A 24670-nucleotide genomic window follows, 5' to 3' on the forward strand; every position below is an offset into this window, starting at 1 on the left:
CCTCGGTCACTTCACCCCCCAACTCGAACACAAAGACCGTGTTCAATTTGGGGGGGCTCCAGTGCCTGCCGGGTCTAACCGCCCACTTCCGCTTTTCATTAGATCCAGCTGCAACTCGCAGAAACTACGATATTTCACTCTTTCACCAGAACACAAAAGGCGTGTTCTAGTTCAAGAGCTCCAATATCTCCGTTTCTAAACGCTCGTTTCCGCTTTTCGTTAGATCTAGCTGCAGTGGCCAAATCCTCCGGCTGTTTCACCCAATCGAATGAGACAAAAAGCGTCTCAGTCTCATGGGCTCCAACATCCTGCGGATTTAAACAGGCCACTTCCGCTTTTCGTTAGATCTAGCTGCAGTGGGCAGCCTCTCGATCGCTTCACCTCCCAAAATGAACACAAAGAGCGTGTTCTTTTTGGAAGGCTCCAGCGCTTTTCGAGGCTAACCGCCCACTTCCGCTTTTCGTTAGATCCAGCTGCAGTGGGCAGACCCTCGGTCACTTCACCCCCCAACTCGAACACAAAGACCGTGTTCAATTTGGGGGGGCTCCAGTGCCTGCCGGGTCTAACCGCCCACTTCCGCTTTTCATGAGATCCAGCTGCAACTCGCAGAAACTACGATATTTCACTCTTTCACCAGAACACAAAAAGCGTGTTCTAGTTCAAGAGCTCCAATATCTCCGTTTCTAAACGCTCGTTTCCGCTTTTCGTTATTTAAATTTAATCCCAGATTCTTCTACTTTGCCGGCTTCTGTTACTTCGACTAGTGTGTCGAGGGCTTTGTTTAGGACTTGTTTGTGTTGTTCTTTGTTGCCTGGTTGTCCTACTGCGCTGCCGAATGGGAAGCGGTTGTAGAGGGAACGAGGGATGTTGACTTGTTCGCTGATTTCTTTTGACATTGTAAGGGCAATTGTCGGGATGCCGTGTTCTTCAAGTACGCGTGCGACCAGACCGGCCGACTGTTGACAGACTGGTCATGAAGGGACCAATAAGGCAAAGTCTACGTTTTCTTGAAGGAGTTTAGTAGCCACCTCTTTAGCTGTTACGTTTTTGAGTGGGTGAGGTGTTGGGATATAACCCATAAAGCTGTAGTGCGTATTGGCAAGTTCACCGATGCGTCCTTCTGATTGTAGCTCTTTCATCACATCTAGTGGGAAAAGGATGTTTGGATCTTGCCTTACATTTGTTTGGTCATAATGTTCATGAGAAAAGGACACGTCTTTAAGATCTGTACTAACTGGAATTTCTCGATAAGATGGATCACCTAATCCATAGTTATCATTGAAAGGTGTCTGACCTTTAACATATACTCCGCCAGTTGTAATGACGACGCCTTTCGCTTTGCTAAGATCTTTCGTGAAAGGTGTAAATGGGGCAGTTTCATTTTTTTCAAAACGAAATGAAGGCACCCAGTTCTGTTGAACGGCTTGTTCAACTTTTTCAATCATGCTTACTCCTCCTTTCAATACAATGTAGTTTACCTTTTGGTTTTAGCATGTATGTACAAAAAACGAAAGTAAAACGGCTTGACGAGCATAATTATGTCTCTTCTTCAATAGGATGAGTAGTAAACGAGTGAGGAGGGACAGGCCGGTATGAAACAAAGAAGAATTGCCTGCAGCATATGATCGTGCGCTTCTTCATTTTTCTCGTCGGTTTTGGACTCTCTGTTGCAGGTGGTGTGACGTTAATTCTTGAACTTAATTTAATTATTATTGGACATAGTCTCATTGACTATTTCGTCTATATCTCACAAACACCAGAGTTATATTTATTTGCTTCAGGGATCCTAGTGGTTTGGTTTAGCGTGTATTGGCCACGTTTCTAAATTAAGAAGAATTGCGGTTTCTCCGCTAATGTCCCTTCCCGATATAGCATATGACCATACCTTATACTGTAGGCAATTATCATGATGCCCATCAGGAAAGGGAGGACACATATGAATAATTACATTCCCATGCAAGGGATTTATCATAGTGCTTATCCGGATACCAGACTATCTCATGAAATGAGGCAGTACCCTTATGAACGACCATTTCCAATCATTGGCGCTGCTTTTGCTGGTGGTCTTGCGGGAGGTTTATTGGGAGCTCTTGTCATACCAGGGATATATGGCGGCTACGGCTATCCAGGAGGTGGGTATGGTTATCCTCCAGGTTATGGCGGCGGATACCAGGGCTACGGCTATCCAGGATATTATGGTGGACGACCGCCATACGGGTATGGTCCCTATCGTTAATGGAATGGAGAATGTCTAAGAATAAAAAATGCAAAAGCAAAGGCCTAATCACCTTTGCTTTTTGCATTGTGTTAAAACGGTTCCCATGTAATCGTTCTTGCTTTCTCGAAACGTTTATTGACTTCTTCCCAGTTCACCACTTTCCACCAATTGTCGATATATTGCTTTCGGTTATTCTCATATTGAAGATAATAGGCATGTTCCCAAACATCAAGGGCTAGCAATGGAACAACGTCCCACTGGCTTAAATTCTGATGTTTCTCTCCCTGAAGAATTTCAAGTCTTCTCGAAACAGGTGACCATACGAGAATCGCCCAACCTGAACCTTCTACTTTATTAGCGGCATTTGTAAACTGTTGTTTAAATTGATTAAAGCTTCCAAAGCTTTTTTTAATCTCTTTTACAATTCTCCCTGTGGGTGTCCCCCCATTTGGACTCATGATCCTCCAAAAAAGCGTGTGGAGATAATGACCTGCACCGTTAAAAGCTAATTCACGTTCCCAATGTTTAATTAAGTCGAAGTTTTCGTTTTTTCTTGCTTCTTGTAAAGCTAATTCTGCTTTATTTAAGCCATCTACATAGCTTTGGTGATGGATATCATGGTGTAGTCTCATAATTCGTTCAGAGATAGAAGGTTCAAGACTATTGTAAGCATAAGGGAGAGGAGGGAGTGTGTGACCACCTACTGGAACAGTTTGTTGTACTCTTGAAGCGGCTTGAAATTCATCATATAGTCTTTGCGCTTTTTTATAAACATTTTTATCAATTACTCCTGTTCGAAGTTCTAACTCCTGAAGCCATTCTTCTGTATTAGAAATTAATTTATTTTTTATTTCATTTGAAATGAAACTGGAAGTAAGGTGATTTCGAAATGTGTAACCCCATGACAACAACACTTGTGTCCTATTCATATCCAAATACATTCCCCCTTATTAGACGTTACTACTATATGAAAGTTGTTAATAAAATGTTTCTATCTCGTACATGATGTTTTTAATTTGAAACATTTGGGTAACAACCCTTTATGGGATTTGAAATAAGGGGGATTATTATGGGGAAAAAAATAAATGATAATAGCCGTGAGCAAGGTCAAACGAAAGTGAAAACAAAGAAACATTTTGCACGTAACGTTCTACTATTAGTTGCTTTCTTAATGATATTCGTTTTGTCGTTCGGTAGTTATCAAACTTATGCTTATATAGATAAAGCGCCAGCGCTTGAAGAAAATAAATTGAATTTACCGCAATCATCTACACTTTATGATGCAGAAGGAAATAAAATTAAAGATATTGTGGGGAAGGAACACCGAAAAATAGTTGCGTTTGATGAGATTCCTGATGGTGTGGTCAATGCGTTTATTGCAGTGGAGGACGTTAGGTTCTTCGAGCATAATGGCGTCGACATTAAACGCATAGGCGGAGCCGTTATTGCGAACGTTAAAGAAGGTTTTGGAGCTGAAGGTGCAAGCACTATTACTCAACAAGTAGTGAAGAACATGCTGCTTGAACCCGAGAAGACTATGAAGCGTAAAGTACAAGAAGCCTATCTAGCAGTTCAATTAGAGAAAAAGTACTCAAAACAAGAAATTCTTAGCATGTACTTAAATAAAATTTACTTCGGGCAGGGTGCTTACGGGGTTGCAACTGCAGCTGATGTATATTTCAACAAATCACTAGATGAATTAACCACAGGGGAAGCGGCTCTTCTTGCAGGTTTGCCTCAGAGACCATCAGGTTATGACCCATACAAGCACCCTGAACTTGCAAGTGAGCGACGCGCAACTGTGTTAAGTTTGATGGAGCAACATGGCTTTATTTCTGAAAGTGAAAGGAAAGAAGCAGCATCTATCTCCATAAAGGATATAATTGTTGAACAGAAAAAACAGCCAACAACAAATGATGCCTTTATTGATCAAGTCATTAGCGATTTAGAGAAAGCTGGAATTTCCGAAGAAGCGCTTTACTCAGGTGGGTTAGAAATTTACACAACTTTAGATCAGGGCGCGCAAAAAATTGTGGACAATGCTTTGACAACTGATAGTGCCGTTAACTATCCAGATGATGATTTTAGAGCGGGTATTTCTCTTTTAGATACACAAACAGGAGCAATTAGAGCTATAGGTGGCAACCGTCAAACTGGTGAAAATGATGTCCAAAAAGGCTTTAACTATGCTACACAATTACAGCGATCACCAGGGTCAACGATTAAACCTATCCTTGATTATGCGCCTGGTATTGAAAAACAAAAATGGTCTACAAATAAACAATTTATCGATGAAGAACTAGAGCTTAACGGGAAAGAATTTAGCAATTGGAACGATGAATTTCAGGGGAGTGTTTCAATCCGTGAAGCATTGCAATGGTCTTACAACATTCCTGCCATCAAAGCATTTATGGAAGTTGGTGGAGAAGAGGCGCAGGCTTTTGCTAAAAAGCTAGGAATAACAATCGACAAAACGTATCCTTCCTATGCAATTGGAGGGTTCGCAAAAGGTATTTCGCCACTTCAGCTGTCGGGTGCATATGCTGCATTCGGATCAGGCGGTACGTTCCATGAACCGTATAGTGTAGAAAAAGTAGTTTATCCAAATGGAAAAGAATTAGCTTTAACATCCGAACCTAATCGTGTGATGAACGAAGGTACAGCCTACATGATAACGGATATGCTTAGAACGGTTGTAGAAGACGGAACTGGTATGCAAGCAGCGGTAAAAGGACTCGACATTGCTGGTAAAACCGGAACAACCAATTTACCTGAAGAAATCCATGGCGATGGTACATCGGATGCATGGTTCTCGGGCTATACGACAAACTACACTGCTGCTGTTTGGACAGGCTACGATGAAACAACGCAAGAGAGCTACATTCATAAGAAAGATGATGATATTGCCAAACTCCTCTTCCAACATATTATGAGCAAGGTTTCAGAAGGGAAAGAAACGGTGCCTTTTGAAAAACCTGAATCAGTCGTTGAACTAAAAATTGACAAGAATACTGGATTACGTGCGAATGAAAAAACACCGTCTAGCGAGATCATTAAAGAATTGTATTTCAAAGGTGAAGAACCGAAAAAAGCTGTTATACCAGAACCGAAGAAACAGGAACCAGTAAAGAAAGAGAAGGAAAATAACTCTAACGATTCAAAACCGGATAAGAAACATTCTTCTGATCAACCAACTAAAGAACAAGAACCGGATAAAAAAGAATCGACTAAAGAAGATAATAAGGTAGATCAACCTGAAGAAAAACCTGATAAGAAAGAACCTGAAAAAGAAAAGAAGAAAGAACCTGCTACGGAAGAAGTAAATAAAGAACAAGATCCTGTAGAAGAAGAACCTCAATCGACAGATGGTTCAGAGCAGGAAAGCGAACAGGAAACTCAAGAAGATAATGCGGGTAACTCAGACGACACTAGTTCGGGTGACACCAATGCAGATAACAACGACGATGGTGGTAGCACTGGTGAAACTGATGAAGAATCTGATACCGGTAGTAGCAACGAACAGAGCGGAAATGGGAATACATCTTCCAATAACGGTGGAGATCAGAGTAGCGAAACAAACGATAATAGCGGTAGCAATGAAGGTGGAGGAAATAACGAAGAAAGTGAAAGCAATCAGAGCAATGAGACAACAAGCAGTAAAGAAGGTAATGGCAAGAATCAAGGTAGTGGAGCTAAAGAAAGTACTAGTAATTCATCTAATGATTCTTCCAATGTTAGCATAAAGCAATCTTCCAATAATGAGGATTCTTCACAAACTGAGACTGCTGATACGGAAACGAGTCAAAAGAAAAAAAGCAACACGAAATCGTAGTTTTCTCAGGTGCAAAGCAAGCTTTCCATTAAAAGAATTAGGACATAGAAATAGCCGCCATTTGGCGGCTATTTCTATGTTGGTGGCGCTAATGGTACGTAAGTTGTTGTTTCACTTTGTGTAGCTTCAAGTTCAGGAGCAGGTTCCGTGTAGGCACCCGTGTTATATAAATTTGAAAGTGGTTTAATAATACCTGCACTTCCAATTTGAAGGACTGAAGAATTCGAAATTCCTTCGACTCTTAATTGATGAATAACGATGTTTTGATTCACAAAGAAATTCACGAATTTTCAGCTCCCTAGTTGTTAGCGGTGATATCTTGATCAGCTACGTCAGGATCAAGTGAGTTGGTTAAACTAAAGCCGTTGTTCACTACATGAAAATCGCCTGTATTAAATGCACCTGAACCAGCGTATGTTTTGGCAGTTGATTTAGGTGTTGTATTAAAGCTATCTCCAAAGTTAACGACGCCGCCCGCACTGTTAATTTTGACTGGTCCTACAATTGAAGGCATGATGAACATCCTTTGCAATGATCGTAATACCGTATTGTATGTCTGTTTATAACGATGCGTTCTTGTTATTCATGACTTTCGCTCGGATCGGTAAAAAACTGTCGAATGTTTTTAACTCTCGATTCTGACTGAATTGTTCTAGTTGACCCTACATGAATAACTCCTGAAGCTGCAACCCCAAGTACCTGAATGCTGTTTACTTTAATAACGGGATTCTCGTGAACTGTCACATGGTTAATGGCTTCTGTTAGAAGTGGAATTGGTAGTTGCTGGCTATAGATAGAAAAGGGTGAGAGGTCTTCATACTCATTTCCTTTAAAGATCGGCTTTTCTCTTTGTATAGCAAAAATCTTGGTTTCAGGTGTAATTTGATTACTGTCACCAATTTGCACTGTCCCAGAACTATCCACGGACAAAATGTTGATCCAGTTAACTAAAGAAGATCGACTATACATAATCAAGATGATAGTGGTACGAAAGGTCTTGTGACAATTAAAGATTCTGGAGGAGTGTCGAAAATAGATGAGCAAGCAATCGATTCTGTATCACCTACAAGCAATATCGAGGAACTTGCTACAGCAGTTACCGTAATATTTCCCACCGAAAGGCCTCTGTTAATGACAGTGTAGTTCATAATCAATCAGTCCTTTTAGGTAAATTTTTAATGAAGGCTTCCATTCCATTTATAATATCTCGTTTTAATTTGTTCTCTATCTCTTCTGATAGTTCTTGTGGAGATGTATTAGGTGAACGGTTTGTTTGCTGATTAAGGTAATAATTAATTCGCTGATCTAATTGTTTTTGAATGTCATCTAAAATAAATTGTCTATAGGGATCGTCAAGAGGATAATTGTATTTTTGCTCAAGTTCTCCTAGTTGTTTTAGTGCGCCATTCTGCATATATGAATTTACATTTTGCTGAATGGATTGTATGGTCTCTGGGGCTAGTGAAGGGGGATGCATTCCATTTGTACCATTCACTGTGAAATCCTCAAGCATATCAGCACCACCATTAGGGGTGAGTCCAATATTAAGCGTTCCATCTAGTCGTTCTATTTTTAATTGATCGAATTTGTATTCAATTTTTTCTATGTTCGTTTTTGGTGCTTTCGATAATTGTTCATAACCGTCCTTTAAATCATCTACCATATTTTCAAGCATTTTGATTCGATGGTTTTGTTGTTCAATGTGTTGTTGCATCCGTTGCAGGATCCCGTAAATATTATCGTTTGGATACATTGACCACCAACTCCCGTATCAAAATGTATATTCTACTGTATGCGAGGGAACAAAAGTAGGTGAATGCCCTGTTAAATGTTTGCGACAACATTTTGATCAGCAACATCACTGTCATTTACGCTTGTTACACTATATGAACTGCTTACGTTCAGTCCATTACCAGTATTAAATGACCCCGCACCTGCAAAGGTTCGGATAGCACTGGTAGGAGATACAATAAACACATCACCGACGTGAAAGACGCCACTGCTTCCGATTGTATTAACTTTGATTGCTCCGACTAATGCCGGCATGTTTTCACATCCTTTTTGACTGTATTCTTGTAATACTGTATGCGGAACATTAGCGTATGTTCGAGCGTTCAAGGGTTTCTGGTTTTCAAAAACAATCCGTCTTGTGAGCTATAATGATCATTCGTGAACAGATCTTTAAGAGGTCTGTTTTTATATTGAAATGAGAATTAATGAATAATTACTTTATCTCTGTAAAAAAATAGGCAGGTCTTCCAATAAATTAAAAGGTAGTGATGAAATGAAATGGATTCTTTCTGCCCTAATGTTCGCAGTACTTTTCGTAACTGCATCACCTCAAAGTCTTGCAGCTGAGAACAGCAATGTTGCTAACGTTCGAGTGATTCACGCTTCACCTGATGCTCCATCAGTTGATGTTTATGTTGATGGAAAGCCAGCCTTTAAAGGAGCGTCCTTCAAAGATGTGACTGATTATGCAGCATTAGCACCAGGAGAGAAAACGGTTCAAATTTATGCTTCTTCTGCAAATGGTGAAGGAAAGCCTGTTCTTGAGCAGAAATTATCTGTAGAGGCAGGTAAAAATTATTCCGTTGTAGCTATTGGGAAATTAGATAATCTATCGGTACTCGCACTTGAAGATCAAAAAGGGTCAGGTGATAAAGGTGGACTAAGAGCAGTTCACGCTTCTCCTGATGCGCCTCCTGTAGATATTGCGGTTAAGGATGGCGATGTGTTAATTAAAAACCTTGCCTTCGGACAAAATTCAGATTATCAAACGGTTAGCCCAGATTCATACAACCTTGAAGTTCGTGCAACAGGAAGTGATACATCTGTTCTAGATCTTCCTAATGTACCAGTTGAAGCCGGCGTCAATTATACGGCTATCGCAATTGGCTTTCTTGATGGTGACCCTGCGCTTAACGTTATTCTATTAAAAGACGGTAAGTAAAAAGCTCCGCAGCGTAAATCGCTGCGGATGTTTTTGTCTACGGTTGTTAATACTGTAAGCATTTCTAAAAGGAGTGAGTAAAGTGCATACCAAACATACAGTTCGATATATCTGTGAGCGCTACCCAAGTGGCAATCATTATTATTACAAACAGGAATTGATCACGCATGATTCCTGGCAGAATCCTTTATCCATTCAATGGTCAGCAAGAAGACCCATCTCAAGTAGAACCTTCTACTCGAAAGAAAAAGAAGGATTTAAAACGATTCATACATTTATCGAGAAGCAGCCTGCTGATATTCTGATGTTTTCCAAAGCATAGTTGCTGGTTTCAGTACCTAAGCTTAAAGGAATTATTAGTTTGAGGAGGGAATTAATATGAAAACAGTTTATCATGTACAAAGCGGAAAGAATGGTAAATGGGAGCTTAAGAATGAAGATGCTGAACAAGCAACCAAAACCTTTGAAACAAAGGAAGAAGCCTATCAATATGGAAGAGAGATTTGTGATGAAAAACGTCCCTCTGAATTAATTGTTCACCAGTTAAATGGAGAAATAGAAGACAAAAGTCTTTATAATTAGTAGAGTTTTCGGTTCTGACGTACATATTTTTCATCTTTTGAATAAATATAGTACTAACTACTATCCTGAAGAAGGAAGGGAACCATATGGATTTTATTAGTCCTACAGCTGGAAAAGTAACAATAGATCAAGTCACTCAGCTTATTGAAAGGTATACAGAAGAAGATCCGAAAGGCAAATATAGGATTGTAATTGGGACAGATTCTCAAACTAGTCGAAAAACGACCCAGTTCGTAACAGCGCTCATCATTCACCGTGTTGGTAAAGGAGCAAGGATATTCTATCGAAAAGTGAAGCATAAACCGATCCATGAGCTTAGGCATCGCATCTATAAGGAAACTGAAATGAGCCTTGAACTAATGGAGTTGCTAAAGGAAGAGGGATTTTCAGCTTTGCTTGAGAAATGGCCAATTGAGATCCATCTCGATGTAGGTAAACAGGGAGAAACTCGTAAAGTGATACAGGAAGTTGTAGGCTGGGTAACGTCGGTTGGTTATATTGCAAGAATTAAACCAGAATCATATGGGGCAAGCAGCGTTGCGGATCGCTATACAAAATCAATAAGCTGAACTGGCTGAAAAAAAGCCAGTTTTTTTGTGTTAGTTGAAACCTTAACGGAACTCTTTCGTATTAGATACAAAGGAGTGATGAAATGAAATTAAAGATGTATTCATTGATCGTAACGCTATTTGTTGTTCTAGCAGCCTGTAGTGGCACAACGGATTCTGGAGGAGAAATTAGTGTAGATAAGGGGATCAATGCGCAAGAAGTATTCGATAAATCAATTGCTGCTCAGGAAAATGTCACTAGCTTTAAGATGATGGCAAACATGAACCAAACCATTCGTTCTGGTGAAGAAGAGATGGAGGTTACGAGTAAGATCAATTCTGATATGGTGATGGATCCAATGGCTTTTCACCAGATGATTGATATGAAAACACACGGTGAGTCTATGCAAATGGAGTCGTATTTTACAGAAGAAGGTTTTTTCATGAAGCAGAGAGAACAGTGGATGGAATTCCCAGATGAAATGACGGATACCCTCCTCACCATGCAGCAATCTCAAGCGGATCCTTCTGAACAAATGAACATGCTTAAAGAGTATGTTGACGAATTTACCCTAACAGAAAATGATGATACATATGTTATGACAATGAAAGCGTCTGGAGAGAAGTATCAGGAATTGTTAGACAAAACTGTTGAGAATATGGGTGCACAAAGTGAAGTGCTTCAGGGAGCTACTCAGCAAATGAAAGTGAATGAAATAGAATATACTCTCACAATTGGAAAAGATGATTTTCTAACAAAGGAATTCCAAATGAAAATGGATAGTGACATGACAATGGAAGATGAAACGATCTCTATGTTAATGGAAATGGATTCGCGTTTTGAGAACTACAACGAAATAGAAGAAATAACAGTACCAGAAGAAGTACTTCAACAAGCAAAAGAGATGCCTAGTATCTCATAATGAAATGATTGGAAGAGTACTGCTCGTTTCGTAAACATTTTTTGCTTTTGAAATAATTCTTTTTAAATGAACTACCAAATTTAACAATTGGAGCGGAAATTAACCCATCATAAATCAACAATGTCTACTTTGCGCTTTAATACTGGAAAAAAGTGTTCATAAACGTTAACATTAGCCTTAATCATTGATTTGAAAGGAGCAAGGCTGATGTCTACAGAATCACTCGTACTCGATCAACTTAACCGCCCTCTAAGGGACCTACGCATTTCTGTAACAGATCGATGCAACTTCCGATGTCGTTACTGTATGCCTGAGGAGACATTCGGCCCTGATTATGAATTTCTTCCTAAAACGAGTCTCCTTCAATTTGAAGAAATCACTCGACTTGCACGGCTCTTCGTTGGAATGGGTGTTGAAAAGATACGCTTGACCGGGGGAGAACCACTTCTTAGAAAAGATCTCACTGTCCTTGTGGGCATGTTATCTGATATCGACGGACTTGAAGATATAGCGCTTACGACAAATGCTTCATTATTAAAAAAGCATGCAATGAAATTAAAGCAGGCAGGGTTAACACGAGTTAATGTAAGTCTTGACGCAATTCACGATGAAACGTTCGGCAAAATGAACGGTAGAGGTACGAAGATCAAACCTGTATTAGAAGGCATTCAAGCCGCGTCAGATGCTGGCCTCAAAGTAAAAATCAATATGGTCGTTCAAAAAGGAATCAATGATCATGAAGTTGTTCCAATGGCAGAGTATTTCCGCCATAGTGGCCATATTGTTAGATTTATTGAATACATGGATGTAGGGAACTCAAATGGCTGGAAATTCGATCATGTAATGAGTAAAAAAGATATTGTCGAGTCCATTTCAGAAGTATATCCACTTCAGCCAATTGAAGCAGCCTATTTTGGAGAGGTAGCTAGTCGTTATCAATTCAGTGATGGTGCTGGTGAGATAGGTGTTATTTCTTCGGTAAGTGATTCGTTTTGTTCAAGCTGTACAAGAGCAAGGTTATCCGCTGATGGAGCACTATATACATGTCTATTTGCTTCACGAGGGACAAGTCTTCGTAATCCAATGCGCAATGGTGCAACAGATGATGAGATGCAAACAATGCTTACAGAATTGTGGAATGGTCGCCAAGATCGATATTCCGATGAACGAACTGAAGAAGGCGTAGCGAACCGTGAAAAAATTGAAATGTCATTCATTGGTGGGTAATGATGGAGAAGGAAATGAACAGACACACAACAGAACGCAACGTTATTCGCTATCTGGACGGGCAATTTATTGAACAAGAAGATACCATTGCATTAGAAAAACCGCTCACGATTCGAATTAATCAGGTTGAATTTGCGACGGTCGTTTGCACGCCTGACCATCTAGAAGATATGGTGATTGGATTCCTCGCTTCAGAGGGCGTGATTCGATCTTATCGAGATGTGGAAGAGATGCTGTTCAATGAGGGTCAAGGTGTCGTAAATGTAAAAGCGTCAGTCACGATGTCTCTTGCATCTGAAACATATACAAAGCGCGTAATCAGCTCCTGCTGTGGTAAAAGCAGACACTTTTATTTGGAGAGCGACTCTCGAACGGCTAGAACGATTATGCGCGCACCTACGCTAACAGCTAATAACTGTCTCGCTAATATGAAGAAACTTCAAGAACAATCAACAACTTTTAAATCAACTGGTGGCGTTCATAATGCGGCTATTTTTAAAGGTGATGAAATGATTGCTTCTCGCACTGATATTGGTCGTCATAATGCGCTTGATAAATTGTATGGTTTTGCTCTTCGCCACCATATTCATCCCTCTGAACTTTCCGTTGCTTTTAGCGGGAGAATATCATCAGAAGTAGTCATAAAGCTTTCCAAAATGGGAATTGGTATACTTCTATCCAAATCTGCCCCAACTGATCTAGCCCTTCAATTAGCTGAAGATCTTGAGATTACAACAGTAGGCTTCATACGAAAAGGCGGATTTAACATCTATACAAAGCCTGAAAGAATTATTATTTGAAACACCTTCAGCTTGGAGGTGTTTTTTTGGGTTAAGTCGTTCATACTACAGTACAAACATGCTTTAATTGAAAGGCGGGTTTATGATGGGTTGGACGATAGCGTTAATTTTTTGGGTGGCGGGGGTAGTGATTGTAGGAAGTCCTCGGTTTTTGTTCCATCGTTTAGAGGCAATGAAGTCGGAAACAGCTGACCATTCGAGAGCATCTGAAGCTTCAAATAAGAGAGAGAGTATTTTTTTCTTTATCGAAACAAAAGCGCTTGATTCAATTCCGTGGTGGATTGTAACGGTAACTTGTGTAACAGTAGGGCTGTTTTTGATTGCGTTTGGTGTTATTGCTCTAGTTTTTTCTTATTGATTTGAAACTTTATGGCTAATTAGGCCGTATCAATTAGTAAGAAGAAAAAGTGAGTTACTGTTTGGTCGACGATGTTTAGTGGTAAAGAGAGAGAGAATCACATAAGGATGAGTTAGGGAGATGTAAGGGGTGGAGGAACTATGGATTTAGAAGAAAGACAAGCAACCTCAGTCTGGCGGTTTTATCTACTATTAGTAGCGCTGCTAGTGCTGAAAACGTACCTTGTTTATCGATTTGAATTTTCATTTACACTTAGAGGTGCAGGAGAAGAAGTTTTTCTTTTGATTAATTCGATAGGATCGATTGTATTACTGCTAGGTATAGGGCTATTTAGAAAGCATTCCAAACCAGGCCTGATGCTTGCAGTTTATTTTATTTTGTCTGCTATTCTTTATGGGAATATACTTTATTATCGCTTCTACATAGATTTTATTACAGTACCAGTTCTTTTTCAATTTGGGAATGTTGGGGGACTAAGTCAGAGTACAGTTGAATTACTTAATATCTATGATCCCATTCTTATACTTGATTCAGTCATCTTATTCTGGGTTATTAGAAGACAGAAGCTAAGTTCAAGTGTACTTTCCGCAAAACTTAAAAAGCGAACGGCTGCTACTGGAGTATCTATCTTACTCGGAACTACTGTTATAGCTCTCCTAATGAATCCGTTACTTTTCGAAAAATCCTATGATCGAGAACTATTCGTTAAATCACTTGGATCGTATTCTTATCATGCATATGATATTTTATTTAATTCATTTACTTCTATTACAAGTGTTTTTGCTGATGATACGGATATTTCTGAAATACAACAGTATGTCGATAATAAGAAAATTAAAGCTTCTCCATATGAAGGAGTTGCAAAAGGGAAGAATTTGATTATTATTTCACTTGAATCGACACAGGCTTTTATGCTTGATGAGAGTATGGAAGGCAAACAAGCAACTCCATTCCTTAACAAGTTGAAGGAAGATAGCTATTTCTTTCCTAACTTTTATCATCAAACAGCTCAGGGTAAGACGTCTGACGCTGAATTTATGATTGATACTAGCTTGTACCCGCTTTCTGGCGGATCTGTTTTTGTTAGGAAACCAGAGAACGAATTCTTCTCCCTACCAGAGACGTTGAACTCGGCTGGTTATTCAACGAATTCTTTTCATGGTAATGACCGAGAGTTCTGGAATCGAGAAGACATGTATAAGACGCTTGGATATGATCGGTATTATTCCAAAAGAGATTTTGAAGTCACTGATGAGAATTCAATTAACTATGGGTTAAAGGATATTCCGTTTTTTGAACAATCTATCCCATATCTTAAAGACTTGAAAGAGCCTTATTCAGCAAAGTTCTTAACCCTTACGAACCATTTTCCGTACTTATTAGAAGAGAAAGATCGGATGATTTCAATTCCCGAAACGCAGGAGGAAGTAGTGAACCGTTATTTTGCAACAATTCGTTATGAAGATGAAGCCATTAAGCGATTTTTTGAAGAAATGAAAGCTGCAGGACTTTATGAGGATTCGATCTTCGTTCTTTATGGTGATCATTATGGGCTATCCGAAACGTATAACGAAGCACTTGGCGATTACTTTGGAGAACAAATCGGGCCAGTCGAACACGTTCAACTACAGAAAGTTCCGCTTATCATCCATATACCTGGTGAGGAAGGAAAAGTATTTGAAACAGTAGGCGGTCAAGTTGACTTAAAACCTACCATTCTTGAATTGCTAGGTGTGAAAGAGAGAACAAGCTTAAATTTCGGTACTAGCTTATTGTCCTCGAAAAGGAAAGACTTTGTTATATTCCGAGATGGAAGCTTTGTAACAAAAGGACTAATATACACAAAAAATACTTGTTATAATAAGGAAACTGGTGCGAAAACAAATCGTAACAAATGCAGCAAATATTTCGGAAAAGTTCAAAACGAACTTGATTATTCAGATAAAGTTATCTATGGTGACTTGCTTCGGTTTGTTGAATAGCTTAAGTGTTCATTCTTTAACATTCATGATATTCTTGAAAATGAACTCTTGATAAAAAGGGATGAGCGAAGATGGATTTACAAAGACTGCAAATTCTAACAGAAGTTGTACGTGAATACAAAACAGCGATTCATATGGATCAAAAGAAGGAAGAGGTTGGAAGGGAAGTACTCGATATCGTCATGAATTCACAAGACCTTGTTTTATATGGCCACGTGAAGCGAGCAAAGGATAGTGATAAATTTCCAGGCGAAGCGATTAAACACCTTGATCAAGCTACCACTTATCTTCATCAGAAAATTGACGAGCAGTTGTAGCACTCCTTACCGTGGAGTGCTTTTTGTTTGGAAAAATGAGAATAGTATGTCTTTGGTTTGATATGCTGTAATGGTTGCAATAGACTGTAACATAATGATATGTTTTTACTGTTTACTAGATTAAAGGAGAGTGAAAAAATTGACTAATTTACTAAAGCGACTAGCTCCTGTCTTCCTTATAGGACTCGTTGTTTTTGTCATAAGCGCTTGTTCAAACGGTAGTAGTGAACCTGATAAATCAGCTGATAAAGAGCAGACTGCTTGGGAAAAGATTCAAGAAGAAGGTAAGCTTGTCGTTGCAACATCTGGAACGCTATATCCTACTTCTTATTATGAAGAAGGTTCTGATCAGGTAACTGGTTATGAAGTAGAAGTCGTGAAAGAAATGGCAAAACGTCTTGATCTTGAAATCGAATTTGAGGAAATGGGCTTTGATGGAATGTTAACTAGTATTAATTCCGGTAAAGTTGATCTTGCAGCAAATGATATTACGATTACGGATGAAAGAAAAGAGAAATTTACGTTCTCTGAACCAATTAAATATTCATATGGTACAGCTATTGTAAGAAAAGATGATCTATCTGGAATTAAGTCACTTGATGATCTTGAAGGCAAAAAGGCAGCAGGTGCATCGACAACCATTTATATGGACGTTGCTCGTGAGAATGGTGCAGAAGAAGTGATTTACGATAATGCGACAAATGAGCAATATTTACGAGATGTATCCAATGGTCGTACAGACATTATCTTGAATGATTATTACCTTCAAACCCTGGCACTTGCTGCATTTTCTGATTTAAATATAACAATTCACCCTGATATTAAGTATTATCCAAATAATCAAGCGATAGTAATGAAGAAAGACAGCGGTGAGCTAGAAAGCAAAGTGAACGAAACGCTGAAAGAAATGAAGGATGACGGAACTCTTAAAGAATTATCGGAGAAGTTCTTTAATGGAGCTAATGTTTCTGTTAAACCAGATCTTGATATTGAGGAATAAACCAAGTGTTTGATATACAATGGGAATACTTATTTGATGCGGGTCTTGCGATAAAGTCATTTCCGTATGTTATTCAAGGACTTGGCCTAACGCTTTTAATTTCATTTGTAGGAATGATCATTGGTTTAGTAATGGGGCTATTTCTTGCTCTCGGAAGAATGTCGAAATGGAAAGCACTTCGCTATCCTGCTCGACTATATATTTCCTTTATGAGAGGAACGCCTATTCTAGTCTTTCTTTATATTCTTTATTTTGGACTTCCGGTAGTAGGAATTGAATTCTCCGCTCTGACTTCAGCATTGATTGGCTTTAGCTTAAACAGTGCTGCATATATAGCAGAGATTCAGCGCTCTGCCCTTTCATCCGTAGAAAAAGGACAGTGGGAAGCATCTACTGCGCTCGGTATGTCTTACTGGACGACGATGAGAGAAGTTGTCCTTCCGCAGGCAACGCGGATTGCAATTCCTCCTCTTTCAAATGTGATGTTGGATTTAATCAAAGCTTCTTCACTTGCAGCGGTTATTACTGTCCCTGAATTGCTTCACCATGCAAAGATTGTAGGAGGCAGAGAGTTCGACTTTATGACAATGTACATTTTGGTCGCACTTATCTATTGGGCAGTTTGTGTATGTGTATCATTTATACAGGAGCTATTAGAAAAAAGATATCATTATGTACATTAAACCCCTGAGAATTTCAGGGGTTTTTCTTAATTAATGGCTCTTTTCTAAAGGCTCTTTTCTAAAAGATTGTTGCTTTTGAAATAATTTTAAAAAACTAATCTTAGTGATTGGAGCGGAAGGATGCTCGACTCCTGCGGGACTAGCGGGACAGGTGAGACCCCACAGGAGCGTGAGCGACGAGGAGGCTCACCGCCCGCCCCGCGGAAAGCGAGCATCCTGGAGCGGAAAATAACTCACTATAGCAACAATGTTTACGAAAAGAGCCTTTCTAAAAGATTATTGCTTTTAAAAGATTTTCTATAGAGAACCCCACTTTGAAGCACCGATGTCTTCGAAAACTTCCTATCAAAAAAACAAAAATATCCCATATTCTTCTTAAAGCATTTTTATGAATGTTATAATAACGAATATAATCAACTCAGACGATTTGTCACAATTGGAAGGGAGTCTATCATCTGCATGAAAAAACAATTTAGCTTATTAATGCTTGTGGTCATTCTTCTCCTTGCTGCATGTTCTAACACCAGCGACGAGAAAGATACCGAAACAACTACCTCTGAAGATTCTGCATCAATGGACCAAACGAAGAAAGAATTAGAAGCGATGAAGGTCGATGAGGATAAAGTGGTTGCGACGGTGGACGGTACGGAAATTAAAGGGAAAGATTATAACTCCATGCTGGTACAAACACAGCTTCGCTATACAATGAGTGGGAAAGATCCATCTAATGATAAGGTGGCTAAATCGATAGAAGAAGAAGTAATGGATAACTTAATTGGACAAGAACTTTTGCTTCAGAAAGCAAAGGACGAAGGTTTCTCAGCTTCTGAGAAAGAAGTGCAAACGGAGTTAGAACAGATTAAAGCTCAGTTTTCAACTAAAAAGGAATTAAATGAAGCGCTGAAAGCACAAGGAATGACATTAGAGAAGTTGGAAAGTCAATACGCTGACATCGTTGTAGTTGATAAATTCGTAAATGAAAAAATCGCCAAGCCTGAAGTGACTGAGGAAGAAATGAAGTCATTCTATGACGAGCAATTCACAAAAGATGCTGAGAATCCTCCATCCTTCGATGAAATGAAAGATCGAATAAAGGACTACTTAATCGAAACAAAAACACAGGAAAAAGTTCAAAAGATGAAAGATGAGCTGAAGCAAAAAGCCGAAATAGAAAAAATGTTATAGGTCAGCACAGAGCTGGCCTTTTTCTTTGGTAAAGACTGATACAGAACAGGAGTATGAGTAAATGAATCAGATATTAAATAACATAACGCATTATGTGAAGCGGAAATTAGAGAAAGAAGGAAGTGGCCACGATTGGTACCATATTAAAAGAGTAGTCCAACATGCTGAAGTTATTGCTAAGGCAGAGGGCGCGAATGAATTTGTCTGTAAAGCTGCAGCTCTCGTTCATGATCTCGTTGACGATAAAATCGCTTCATCAGAGGCTGAAGGCTTAACGGAAGTATCAAATTTACTTGCCGATGTGAACGAAGTAGACCGTAAGCATATCATTGAAATTATATCTTCCATCTCGTTTAAGGGAGGCAATCGCCCACCTGTTAAAACGCTTGAAGCACAAGTTGTTCAAGATGCAGACCGATTAGATGCTATTGGAGCGATTGGAATTGCTCGTACGTTTGTTTATGCTGGAGCTAAAGGTGATTTGATCTATGACCCTAGTATTGCAGTTAGAGATCGAATGACGCCTGAGACATATCGAAATGGACAATCTACTGCTATTAATCACTTCTATGAGAAATTATTGAATTTAAAAGAGTTAATGAACACACAAAAAGGAATTGAATTAGCTAGAGAGCGACATGAATTTATAGAAGAATTTCTTATTCAATTTCACGATGAGTGGTCTGGAATAAAATGATTTTTTCGACTAGCTTTTAACCAGGGCACCTTTCACTCGAATGAGCCAAAAATCGAGAAATCAACATATAGAAGCTAACATAGCCTTATCCAAAAAAGGAGAATAGAAACATGTATCATATTCAGCCGATGACTCTAGAAACAGCAAAAGAAATTCAAACATGGACTTATACAGAGCCTTATTCGCTTTATAGTTTCTCTGAAGACGAAGAAGTGCTTGAAGAATTAATGGACGGTTCCTATGTATCAGTTTGGAATGGAAGAAAGCTGTTTGGATACTTTTGTTTTGGAAAATCTGCACGCGTACCATCAGGTCATGATGCGGGTGTTTACGAAGAAGATCTACTTGATATCGGTCTCGGTATCCATCCTGATGAGATTGGTAAAGGAAATGGGAAGCTGTTTCTTCGAACTGGTCTTCAATATGTAATCGAACAGTTTGGCGAAAAAGATATTCGACTGTCAGTAGCTTCATTTAATATAAGAGCACGGAAAGTATATGAACGAGAGGGATTTGTAGTCTATCATTCATTCGTTAATAGGACACAAAGTAGCAAAGTGCCTTTCGAAGTAATGATAAAAAGAATTGAGAATTGATATTTAGCTTGCCCATGTTGAAACTGTGGATTAAACGTTGAGAAAAAGGGAATAAGAGAAATATACAAGCACGAAGGAACAAGAGGACGGTTTCTAAGCGACTGAACTAGTACCATACCATCATAACTCGGATAGTAAAAAATATGTCTACTTATTGCTACTTCTGCCATAGATTAAGAAGTTTCGTCGAAAACGTTTTGATTTCTTCTGGAAATGGGCATAATGGTTATGTATTGGCATGAGGAGGAATGAGAGATGTATGATGCAATTGAAAAGAAACGTAAAGAAATGTTTGATATTGCAGGACGTTACGGCTTTGCATCAGAGAAAACCATTCGTTGTAGTCAGGAGCTAGACCGGTTGCTAAATGCATTAATGCAAACGAAACACCATAATGAAAGAGTACTATGAAACTGGATTCTGTTTTTTTCTTCCTGTTTTGTGAAGTAAAGGAGGAAACCCAATGAAAATTGATCTTAAAGCAATTCTCACAAAAGAGTTGTTTGATTGGATAGAAGATCATCCAAAACGCAATCAGCTTATTGAGTCGATTCAAGGGGAGATCTTTCAATCAATTGTTCATTTTAGAGAATGGAATGATTCTAATTATAATGGAAATGAGGACTGGCTTCAATTTGCGATTCGGAAGGAAGAGGCATGGATAAATGAATCTGATCAACTGGATCAGTACAAGAGCCGTTAAGGACGGCTTTTTTTGTTGGTTTTCGTAACTTTATGGAGAACAGAGAAGGAATAGAGAACAATAAAGTCGAAAAGTTACATGATATGGAATTTTCATGCTCGGGAGGAGGGAATAATGGTGAATCATTCAGATAATATTGTAATCGATAAACACGAATTCTATCAACTTTACAAAGATTTTCAGAAATTCGAATCGCTATTTGCCCATTATCCTGGCGTGATGTATTCACTTGACTTGAACGGCCATGTAACAGACCTCAATGAGTTTGGTCATAAGCTTTCTCGGCAAAATAGAGAGGATATTATTCATAAACATTATACGAGGTTTATTCTCCAGACAGATCATGAGCGGGTAACAAAGTCATTTCGACTGACAGTGGAAGGACATGTTACACACCTTCAAACAACTTTTCTTAACAATGAAGGAGTTCCGTTTGAGGTGGAATTAGTCAATATTCCAATCTATATCGAGAATTCTGTTGAGGGTGTATTTACGATTGTCAGGGATATTACAGATGAGAGAGAGAATGCTTTAGCACTTCGAGATAGTCAAGAAAAATATAGATTAATCGCTGAACATACATCAGACTTAATAAGTCTCGTTAACGTAGAGAGAGATCTCGTTACTTACGCATCACCTTCTCATCAGAATATTCTTGGATACCCGCCTGACTATTATACTGGAAGTTCAATTAAGTTAGATGTACATCCCGATGACCAGAGTATTGTTGCGGATTTATTGCAAAATACTAGTAGATATCCGCAAGTAGTTGAATTTAGAAGGAAACATGCTAATGGTTCCTGGATCACTCTTGAAGATCGAACTACTCTTATTCCGTTTGGTATAAAGGGTGAGCGATTGTTAGTTGTTGTGTCAAGAGACATTACAGAAAAAAAACGAGCAGAGAGAGAATTACAAAATACCTTGAAACAATTAAAAGACTTGAAATACGCACTTGATGAGAGTGCATTAGTTTCTGTCACGGATGAGGAAGGCAAGATTACATCTGTAAATGATAAATTTTGTGAAATCACAGGTTATAAAGAGAAAGAGCTACTTGGGAATGATCACCTTCTTCTAGACTCAGGTTACCACCCACCATCTTTCTTTGATGAGATGAGAAGCACAATTCATTCTGGTGCCGTCTGGAAGGGTGAAATTAACAACATAACAAAAGAGGGGAAAGATTTTTGGGTTGATACCACGATCGTACCATTTCTAAATGACATAGGAGTGCCCTATCAATATGTTTACATACGGAAAGACATTACTGATAGGAAACAGGCAGAGGAACTTCTTCGAACATCAGATAAATTATCCGTTATAGGGGAGTTAGCTGCTGGTGTTGCGCATGAAATACGAAATCCATTAACCTCTCTAAAAGGATTCACGCAAATATTAAAGTCAAGACATCAAGATGATGATGATCAAGAATTTATTGAAATTATGTTATCTGAGCTTGATCGAATTAATATGATTGTAAATGAGTTTATGGTACTAGCGAGACCCCAAGCTGTTACGTATGAAGTGACAAACATTCAAGATCTTATTGCAAATGTGCGTACCCTTATTGAAACACAGGCTATTTTAAACAACGTCCAGATTTATACGAGAGTCATCCATGACCTTCGAGAAATTTCTTGTAGTGAGAATCAAATAAAACAGGTTCTGATTAATGTCATAAAGAATGGAATTGAAGCGATGCCTGAGGGTGGTGAAATCATCATTTCTTTGTATTCAACAAATGATGAAGTCATGATTGAAATACGTGATAATGGCCCTGGTATCCCTGAACACCAACTGTCACATTTAGGTGAGCCTTTCTACACAACAAAGAAAAAAGGAAACGGACTTGGACTGATGATTTGCCGTAGAATTGTTCAGAATCATCAAGGCACATTCTCTATTGAGAGCAAAGAAGGAATGGGAACCGTCGTTACAATAACGTTACCAAATGAGAAAATGATTCGAGAGCGCTAATTTAGCGCTTTTTTTCATGGGGATATTCTTTACACAATAAAAGAAAGCGCTTACAATAACAACAAGTGATAGTTAGAATAATCTAATAGAGGAAGTGTTGAGGATGAAAAGCGAGACGAACTATCGGATGCTTGCCTTTGAAAAATTCAACGCTGAAACGAATTGGTCTGAGAACAATCGCCTTTTTAATTATTCGATCGCTGGCCTAGGAGCTATTATCTCTTTTATTTCCATTTTCATTTGATTTTGTTACTTTACTTGAATGATATAGAAAAGGAACTTCTCGAAAGATAGAGAAGTTCCTTTTTTAATAGGCTCTTTTCAAAAAGATTGTTGCTCTTAAAGATTTTTCTATAGAGAACCTCACTTCGTAGTTGATTTGAGCGGGAAGTAACCACACCTCTTATAGCAACAAAGTTAACGAAAAGAGCCTTTTAATAAGCTTAAGAAGCAATGTTATTTGATTTATTCTCGGACAATTTGTTCATTAACGTTGAACTTGCTTCATTAAGTCCAATAAATTTAACAGAAATTCCATTTTGGACAAATTTCGAGTGAATTTTATCAATCGCTCCAACAGCGGAATCGTCCCAAAGGTGAGCGTCCGTTAGAGAAATTTCTACTCGGCTAATGTTTTCTTTATAATCGAATTCTTTTAATAGATCCGTAACAGACGCAAAAAAGATTTGTCCAGACACTTCATAAATACGGCGATTATTTGCGACGTCTAGCGTACTACTTACATGAACTTTGGAGATTTTAGCTGCAAAGAACAAAGCACTTAGTACAATACCAGCAAGAACGCCACTGGCAAGGTTATGGGTGAAAAGAACTGTTAAGACGGTGACAACCATAACAAGTGCATCTGACTTCGGAAGGCGGTGAAGATTCATAAGTGAAGACCAATCAAATGTTCCGATCGATACCATAATCATAACACCAACAAGCGCTGCAAGTGGTATTTTACTCACTATGTCGCCCATCACGAGAATTAAAAACATTAGAAAAGATCCTGCCACAAGTGTAGAAAGACGCCCTCTTCCTCCAGATTTAACGTTGATAACAGATTGACCAATCATCGCACAACCAGCCATTCCACCGAAAAATCCACTAACAATATTTGCAATACCCTGTCCCTTTGCTTCACGGTTTTTATCACTTTCCGTATCTGTCATGTCATCAACAATTGATGCAGTTAAGAAGGATTCTAGTAATCCAACAAGTGATAATGCAAGTGAGTAAGGGAAAATGATCATTAGTGTTTCTATATTAAATGGAATGGTTGGAATTAAGAAAAGGGGAAAAGCTTGAGTAAGCTCACCCATGTCTCCTACTGTTCTAACGCTACTTCCACTCATAATTGCAATAATTGTAATGACTATGATTGCAATTAGTGGAGAAGGCACAGCTTTGGATACGCGAGGTAGGAGATAGATGATGCCGAGAGCTCCAGCTACCATTAAATACATAGGCCATGATTCACCTACAAAATGAGGTAGCTGTGAACTGAATATTAGAATCGCAAGAGCATTCACAAATCCTACCATTACCGAGCGCGGAATGAATTTCATGAATTTCCCGACCTTTAAAACGCCCATCACTATTTGCAAAATACCAGTTAGTATCGTAGCAGCAAGTAAATATTGCAAACCGTGCTCAGCTACCAGCGTAACCATCAGGACAGCCATTGCTCCTGTAGCGGCTGAAATCATTCCTGGTCTACCGCCAGTAAAAGAAATAACAACTGCGATACAGAAGGAGGCGTATAATCCTACCATTGGATCGACACCTGCCATTATAGAAAAGGCAATCGCCTCTGGAATAAGGGCCAGGGCAACGACAAGACCCGCCATAACGTCACCACGGACGTTCGAAAACCATTCATTTTTAAGTTGTTGCGTTGACAAATAGTACACTTCCTTTTATCTACGTATTCCTTTCCACCTCGGAAAGGTAAACCGTTCAAAACAAAATGAATTATACGCAGGAATAAGAAATATGACGATTCTCTTTACATTCAGTGTAAGCGTAAACATTTGTGTCATACACTGTTATTGGCCTGATCCCTTTATTTTCTGTTTCATTT

The 24670-nt window shown here is 38.9% G+C and carries 31 protein-coding genes; 22 read left to right on the plus strand and 9 right to left on the minus strand.

The genetic code is table 11. The features are described from left to right. Positions 1–971 precede the first annotated feature (971 nt). Positions 972–1445, minus strand: coding sequence for a glycine/sarcosine/betaine reductase selenoprotein B family protein (locus tag JI666_RS00005; protein WP_206887525.1), 474 nt, complete (start codon positions 1443–1445; stop codon positions 972–974). A gap of 176 nt (positions 1446–1621) precedes the next feature. Between JI666_RS00005 and JI666_RS00010 the strand changes: the two genes are divergently transcribed. Both JI666_RS00010 and JI666_RS00015 read left to right on the plus strand, forming a co-directional pair. Continuing rightward, complete coding sequence (locus JI666_RS00010) at positions 1622–1825, plus strand: YuzI family membrane protein (protein WP_136945845.1); 204 nt, start codon at positions 1622–1624, stop codon at positions 1823–1825. Between the two features lie 111 nt (positions 1826–1936). After that, positions 1937–2236, plus strand: coding sequence for a hypothetical protein (locus JI666_RS00015; RefSeq protein ID WP_286170510.1), 300 nt, complete (start codon positions 1937–1939; stop codon positions 2234–2236). 71 nt (positions 2237–2307) lie between these two features. On the opposite strand, the gene JI666_RS00020 is transcribed toward JI666_RS00015, so the two are convergent. Next, complete coding sequence (locus tag JI666_RS00020) at positions 2308–3147, minus strand: superoxide dismutase (protein WP_206889220.1); 840 nt, start codon at positions 3145–3147, stop codon at positions 2308–2310. A 140-nt stretch (positions 3148–3287) separates the two neighbouring features. Between JI666_RS00020 and JI666_RS00025 the strand changes: the two genes are divergently transcribed. Next, positions 3288–6050 carry a transglycosylase domain-containing protein gene (locus JI666_RS00025; RefSeq protein ID WP_206887526.1) on the plus strand — a complete coding sequence of 921 codons (2763 nt, stop codon included), beginning with the start codon at positions 3288–3290 and terminating at the stop codon, positions 6048–6050. Between the two features lie 74 nt (positions 6051–6124). On the opposite strand, the gene JI666_RS00030 is transcribed toward JI666_RS00025, so the two are convergent. The 6 genes from JI666_RS00030 to JI666_RS00055 all read right to left on the minus strand — a co-directional run bounded on the left by JI666_RS00030 (position 6125) and on the right by JI666_RS00055 (position 8096). After that, the gene (locus tag JI666_RS00030) at positions 6125–6334 is read right to left on the minus strand and encodes a spore germination protein GerPB (protein ID WP_206887527.1); all 210 of its coding nucleotides are present in this window, start codon (positions 6332–6334) and stop codon (positions 6125–6127) included. A gap of 14 nt (positions 6335–6348) precedes the next feature. Beyond that, positions 6349–6564 (minus strand): spore germination protein, encoded by a 216-nt coding sequence (locus JI666_RS00035; RefSeq protein ID WP_206887528.1) that lies wholly within the window; start codon positions 6562–6564, stop codon positions 6349–6351. Between the two features lie 65 nt (positions 6565–6629). After that, a complete protein-coding gene (locus tag JI666_RS00040) occupies positions 6630–7019 on the minus strand; it encodes a spore germination protein GerPE (RefSeq protein WP_286170513.1) in 390 nt (129 codons plus the stop codon). A 2-nt stretch (positions 7020–7021) separates the two neighbouring features. After that, on the minus strand, positions 7022–7198 hold the full coding sequence (locus JI666_RS00045; protein WP_136945839.1) for a spore germination protein GerPD: 177 nt from the start codon (positions 7196–7198) through the stop codon (positions 7022–7024). Between the two features lie 2 nt (positions 7199–7200). Next, positions 7201–7803, minus strand: coding sequence for a spore germination protein GerPC (gene gerPC / locus JI666_RS00050; RefSeq protein ID WP_206887530.1), 603 nt, complete (start codon positions 7801–7803; stop codon positions 7201–7203). Between the two features lie 71 nt (positions 7804–7874). Next, positions 7875–8096 (minus strand): spore germination protein, encoded by a 222-nt coding sequence (locus tag JI666_RS00055; RefSeq protein WP_206887531.1) that lies wholly within the window; start codon positions 8094–8096, stop codon positions 7875–7877. Positions 8097–8334: 238 nt separating this feature from the next. On the opposite strand from JI666_RS00055, the gene JI666_RS00060 reads away from it, so the two are divergent. From JI666_RS00060 to JI666_RS00150, 19 genes are all read left to right on the plus strand, one after another. Then, positions 8335–9003 carry a DUF4397 domain-containing protein gene (locus JI666_RS00060; protein WP_206887533.1) on the plus strand — a complete coding sequence of 223 codons (669 nt, stop codon included), beginning with the start codon at positions 8335–8337 and terminating at the stop codon, positions 9001–9003. A gap of 82 nt (positions 9004–9085) precedes the next feature. Further along, positions 9086–9325 carry a hypothetical protein gene (locus JI666_RS00065; RefSeq protein WP_206887535.1) on the plus strand — a complete coding sequence of 80 codons (240 nt, stop codon included), beginning with the start codon at positions 9086–9088 and terminating at the stop codon, positions 9323–9325. 56 nt (positions 9326–9381) lie between these two features. Beyond that, positions 9382–9585 carry a DUF2188 domain-containing protein gene (locus JI666_RS00070; protein WP_206887536.1) on the plus strand — a complete coding sequence of 68 codons (204 nt, stop codon included), beginning with the start codon at positions 9382–9384 and terminating at the stop codon, positions 9583–9585. 86 nt (positions 9586–9671) lie between these two features. Next, positions 9672–10154 (plus strand): ribonuclease H-like YkuK family protein, encoded by a 483-nt coding sequence (locus JI666_RS00075; RefSeq protein ID WP_206887537.1) that lies wholly within the window; start codon positions 9672–9674, stop codon positions 10152–10154. An 83-nt stretch (positions 10155–10237) separates the two neighbouring features. Beyond that, a complete protein-coding gene (locus JI666_RS00080) occupies positions 10238–11056 on the plus strand; it encodes a DUF6612 family protein (protein ID WP_206887539.1) in 819 nt (272 codons plus the stop codon). Positions 11057–11263: 207 nt separating this feature from the next. Next, positions 11264–12283: a GTP 3',8-cyclase MoaA gene (moaA, locus tag JI666_RS00085; protein ID WP_206887541.1), complete on the plus strand. Its 1020-nt coding sequence runs from the start codon at positions 11264–11266 to the stop codon at positions 12281–12283. A gap of 14 nt (positions 12284–12297) precedes the next feature. After that, positions 12298–13083 carry a formate dehydrogenase accessory sulfurtransferase FdhD gene (fdhD, locus tag JI666_RS00090; RefSeq protein WP_286170515.1) on the plus strand — a complete coding sequence of 262 codons (786 nt, stop codon included), beginning with the start codon at positions 12298–12300 and terminating at the stop codon, positions 13081–13083. A 127-nt stretch (positions 13084–13210) separates the two neighbouring features. Beyond that, positions 13211–13441, plus strand: coding sequence for a hypothetical protein (locus JI666_RS00095; RefSeq protein ID WP_206887547.1), 231 nt, complete (start codon positions 13211–13213; stop codon positions 13439–13441). Between the two features lie 140 nt (positions 13442–13581). After that, positions 13582–15423, plus strand: a complete 1842-nt coding sequence (locus JI666_RS00100) for an LTA synthase family protein (RefSeq protein ID WP_206887550.1) — start codon at positions 13582–13584, stop codon at positions 15421–15423. 71 nt (positions 15424–15494) lie between these two features. Continuing rightward, positions 15495–15740, plus strand: coding sequence for a hypothetical protein (locus tag JI666_RS00105; RefSeq protein WP_206887552.1), 246 nt, complete (start codon positions 15495–15497; stop codon positions 15738–15740). Between the two features lie 139 nt (positions 15741–15879). Next, a complete protein-coding gene (locus tag JI666_RS00110) occupies positions 15880–16740 on the plus strand; it encodes a transporter substrate-binding domain-containing protein (protein WP_206887554.1) in 861 nt (286 codons plus the stop codon). 5 nt (positions 16741–16745) lie between these two features. Further along, positions 16746–17423 (plus strand): amino acid ABC transporter permease, encoded by a 678-nt coding sequence (locus tag JI666_RS00115; protein WP_206887556.1) that lies wholly within the window; start codon positions 16746–16748, stop codon positions 17421–17423. A gap of 459 nt (positions 17424–17882) precedes the next feature. Continuing rightward, complete coding sequence (locus JI666_RS00120) at positions 17883–18608, plus strand: SurA N-terminal domain-containing protein (protein ID WP_206887557.1); 726 nt, start codon at positions 17883–17885, stop codon at positions 18606–18608. Between the two features lie 61 nt (positions 18609–18669). Continuing rightward, positions 18670–19305, plus strand: coding sequence for an HD domain-containing protein (locus tag JI666_RS00125; RefSeq protein WP_206887559.1), 636 nt, complete (start codon positions 18670–18672; stop codon positions 19303–19305). Between the two features lie 110 nt (positions 19306–19415). After that, on the plus strand, positions 19416–19901 hold the full coding sequence (locus JI666_RS00130) for a GNAT family N-acetyltransferase (RefSeq protein WP_286170517.1): 486 nt from the start codon (positions 19416–19418) through the stop codon (positions 19899–19901). 255 nt (positions 19902–20156) lie between these two features. Then, positions 20157–20312 (plus strand): aspartyl-phosphate phosphatase Spo0E family protein, encoded by a 156-nt coding sequence (locus tag JI666_RS00135; RefSeq protein WP_084006429.1) that lies wholly within the window; start codon positions 20157–20159, stop codon positions 20310–20312. Positions 20313–20364: 52 nt separating this feature from the next. Further along, positions 20365–20604: a hypothetical protein gene (locus tag JI666_RS00140; protein ID WP_206887561.1), complete on the plus strand. Its 240-nt coding sequence runs from the start codon at positions 20365–20367 to the stop codon at positions 20602–20604. A 114-nt stretch (positions 20605–20718) separates the two neighbouring features. Continuing rightward, positions 20719–22584 carry a PAS domain-containing sensor histidine kinase gene (locus tag JI666_RS00145; protein ID WP_206887564.1) on the plus strand — a complete coding sequence of 622 codons (1866 nt, stop codon included), beginning with the start codon at positions 20719–20721 and terminating at the stop codon, positions 22582–22584. A gap of 103 nt (positions 22585–22687) precedes the next feature. After that, positions 22688–22828, plus strand: coding sequence for a hypothetical protein (locus tag JI666_RS00150; RefSeq protein ID WP_206887567.1), 141 nt, complete (start codon positions 22688–22690; stop codon positions 22826–22828). Positions 22829–23027: 199 nt separating this feature from the next. Here JI666_RS00150 and JI666_RS00155 read toward each other — a convergent pair whose 3' ends face one another. Then, positions 23028–24491 (minus strand): SulP family inorganic anion transporter, encoded by a 1464-nt coding sequence (locus JI666_RS00155; protein ID WP_414635117.1) that lies wholly within the window; start codon positions 24489–24491, stop codon positions 23028–23030. Positions 24492–24670: the final 179 nt, after the last annotated feature.

The sequence above is a fragment of the Bacillus sp. NTK071 genome (genome assembly GCF_017303315.1).
Classification (GTDB): Bacteria; Bacillota; Bacilli; order Bacillales; family Guptibacillaceae; genus Guptibacillus.

What these genes read in the sequence shown, in the direction of transcription:
- fdhD (WP_286170515.1), top strand. Translation starts at nt 12,298, where the DNA reads ATGAACAGACACACAACAGAACGCAACGTTATTCGCTATCTGGACGGG.
- JI666_RS00070 (WP_206887536.1), top strand. Translation starts at nt 9,382, where the DNA reads ATGAAAACAGTTTATCATGTACAAAGCGGAAAGAATGGTAAATGGGAG.
- JI666_RS00045 (WP_136945839.1), bottom strand. Translation starts at nt 7,198, where the DNA reads ATGAACTACACTGTCATTAACAGAGGCCTTTCGGTGGGAAATATTACG.
- JI666_RS00140 (WP_206887561.1), top strand. Translation starts at nt 20,365, where the DNA reads ATGAAAATTGATCTTAAAGCAATTCTCACAAAAGAGTTGTTTGATTGG.
- JI666_RS00075 (WP_206887537.1), top strand. Translation starts at nt 9,672, where the DNA reads ATGGATTTTATTAGTCCTACAGCTGGAAAAGTAACAATAGATCAAGTC.
- JI666_RS00010 (WP_136945845.1), top strand. Translation starts at nt 1,622, where the DNA reads ATGATCGTGCGCTTCTTCATTTTTCTCGTCGGTTTTGGACTCTCTGTT.
- JI666_RS00080 (WP_206887539.1), top strand. Translation starts at nt 10,238, where the DNA reads ATGAAATTAAAGATGTATTCATTGATCGTAACGCTATTTGTTGTTCTA.
- JI666_RS00105 (WP_206887552.1), top strand. Translation starts at nt 15,495, where the DNA reads ATGGATTTACAAAGACTGCAAATTCTAACAGAAGTTGTACGTGAATAC.
- JI666_RS00020 (WP_206889220.1), bottom strand. Translation starts at nt 3,147, where the DNA reads ATGAATAGGACACAAGTGTTGTTGTCATGGGGTTACACATTTCGAAAT.
- JI666_RS00005 (WP_206887525.1), bottom strand. Translation starts at nt 1,445, where the DNA reads ATGATTGAAAAAGTTGAACAAGCCGTTCAACAGAACTGGGTGCCTTCA.
- JI666_RS00015 (WP_286170510.1), top strand. Translation starts at nt 1,937, where the DNA reads ATGAATAATTACATTCCCATGCAAGGGATTTATCATAGTGCTTATCCG.
- JI666_RS00035 (WP_206887528.1), bottom strand. Translation starts at nt 6,564, where the DNA reads ATGCCTTCAATTGTAGGACCAGTCAAAATTAACAGTGCGGGCGGCGTC.
- JI666_RS00135 (WP_084006429.1), top strand. Translation starts at nt 20,157, where the DNA reads ATGTATGATGCAATTGAAAAGAAACGTAAAGAAATGTTTGATATTGCA.
- moaA (WP_206887541.1), top strand. Translation starts at nt 11,264, where the DNA reads ATGTCTACAGAATCACTCGTACTCGATCAACTTAACCGCCCTCTAAGG.
- JI666_RS00060 (WP_206887533.1), top strand. Translation starts at nt 8,335, where the DNA reads ATGAAATGGATTCTTTCTGCCCTAATGTTCGCAGTACTTTTCGTAACT.
- gerPC (WP_206887530.1), bottom strand. Translation starts at nt 7,803, where the DNA reads ATGTATCCAAACGATAATATTTACGGGATCCTGCAACGGATGCAACAA.
- JI666_RS00120 (WP_206887557.1), top strand. Translation starts at nt 17,883, where the DNA reads ATGAAAAAACAATTTAGCTTATTAATGCTTGTGGTCATTCTTCTCCTT.
- JI666_RS00055 (WP_206887531.1), bottom strand. Translation starts at nt 8,096, where the DNA reads ATGCCGGCATTAGTCGGAGCAATCAAAGTTAATACAATCGGAAGCAGT.
- JI666_RS00125 (WP_206887559.1), top strand. Translation starts at nt 18,670, where the DNA reads ATGAATCAGATATTAAATAACATAACGCATTATGTGAAGCGGAAATTA.
- JI666_RS00150 (WP_206887567.1), top strand. Translation starts at nt 22,688, where the DNA reads ATGAAAAGCGAGACGAACTATCGGATGCTTGCCTTTGAAAAATTCAAC.
- JI666_RS00100 (WP_206887550.1), top strand. Translation starts at nt 13,582, where the DNA reads ATGGATTTAGAAGAAAGACAAGCAACCTCAGTCTGGCGGTTTTATCTA.
- JI666_RS00040 (WP_286170513.1), bottom strand. Translation starts at nt 7,019, where the DNA reads ATGTATAGTCGATCTTCTTTAGTTAACTGGATCAACATTTTGTCCGTG.
- JI666_RS00025 (WP_206887526.1), top strand. Translation starts at nt 3,288, where the DNA reads ATGGGGAAAAAAATAAATGATAATAGCCGTGAGCAAGGTCAAACGAAA.
- JI666_RS00130 (WP_286170517.1), top strand. Translation starts at nt 19,416, where the DNA reads ATGTATCATATTCAGCCGATGACTCTAGAAACAGCAAAAGAAATTCAA.
- JI666_RS00145 (WP_206887564.1), top strand. Translation starts at nt 20,719, where the DNA reads ATGGTGAATCATTCAGATAATATTGTAATCGATAAACACGAATTCTAT.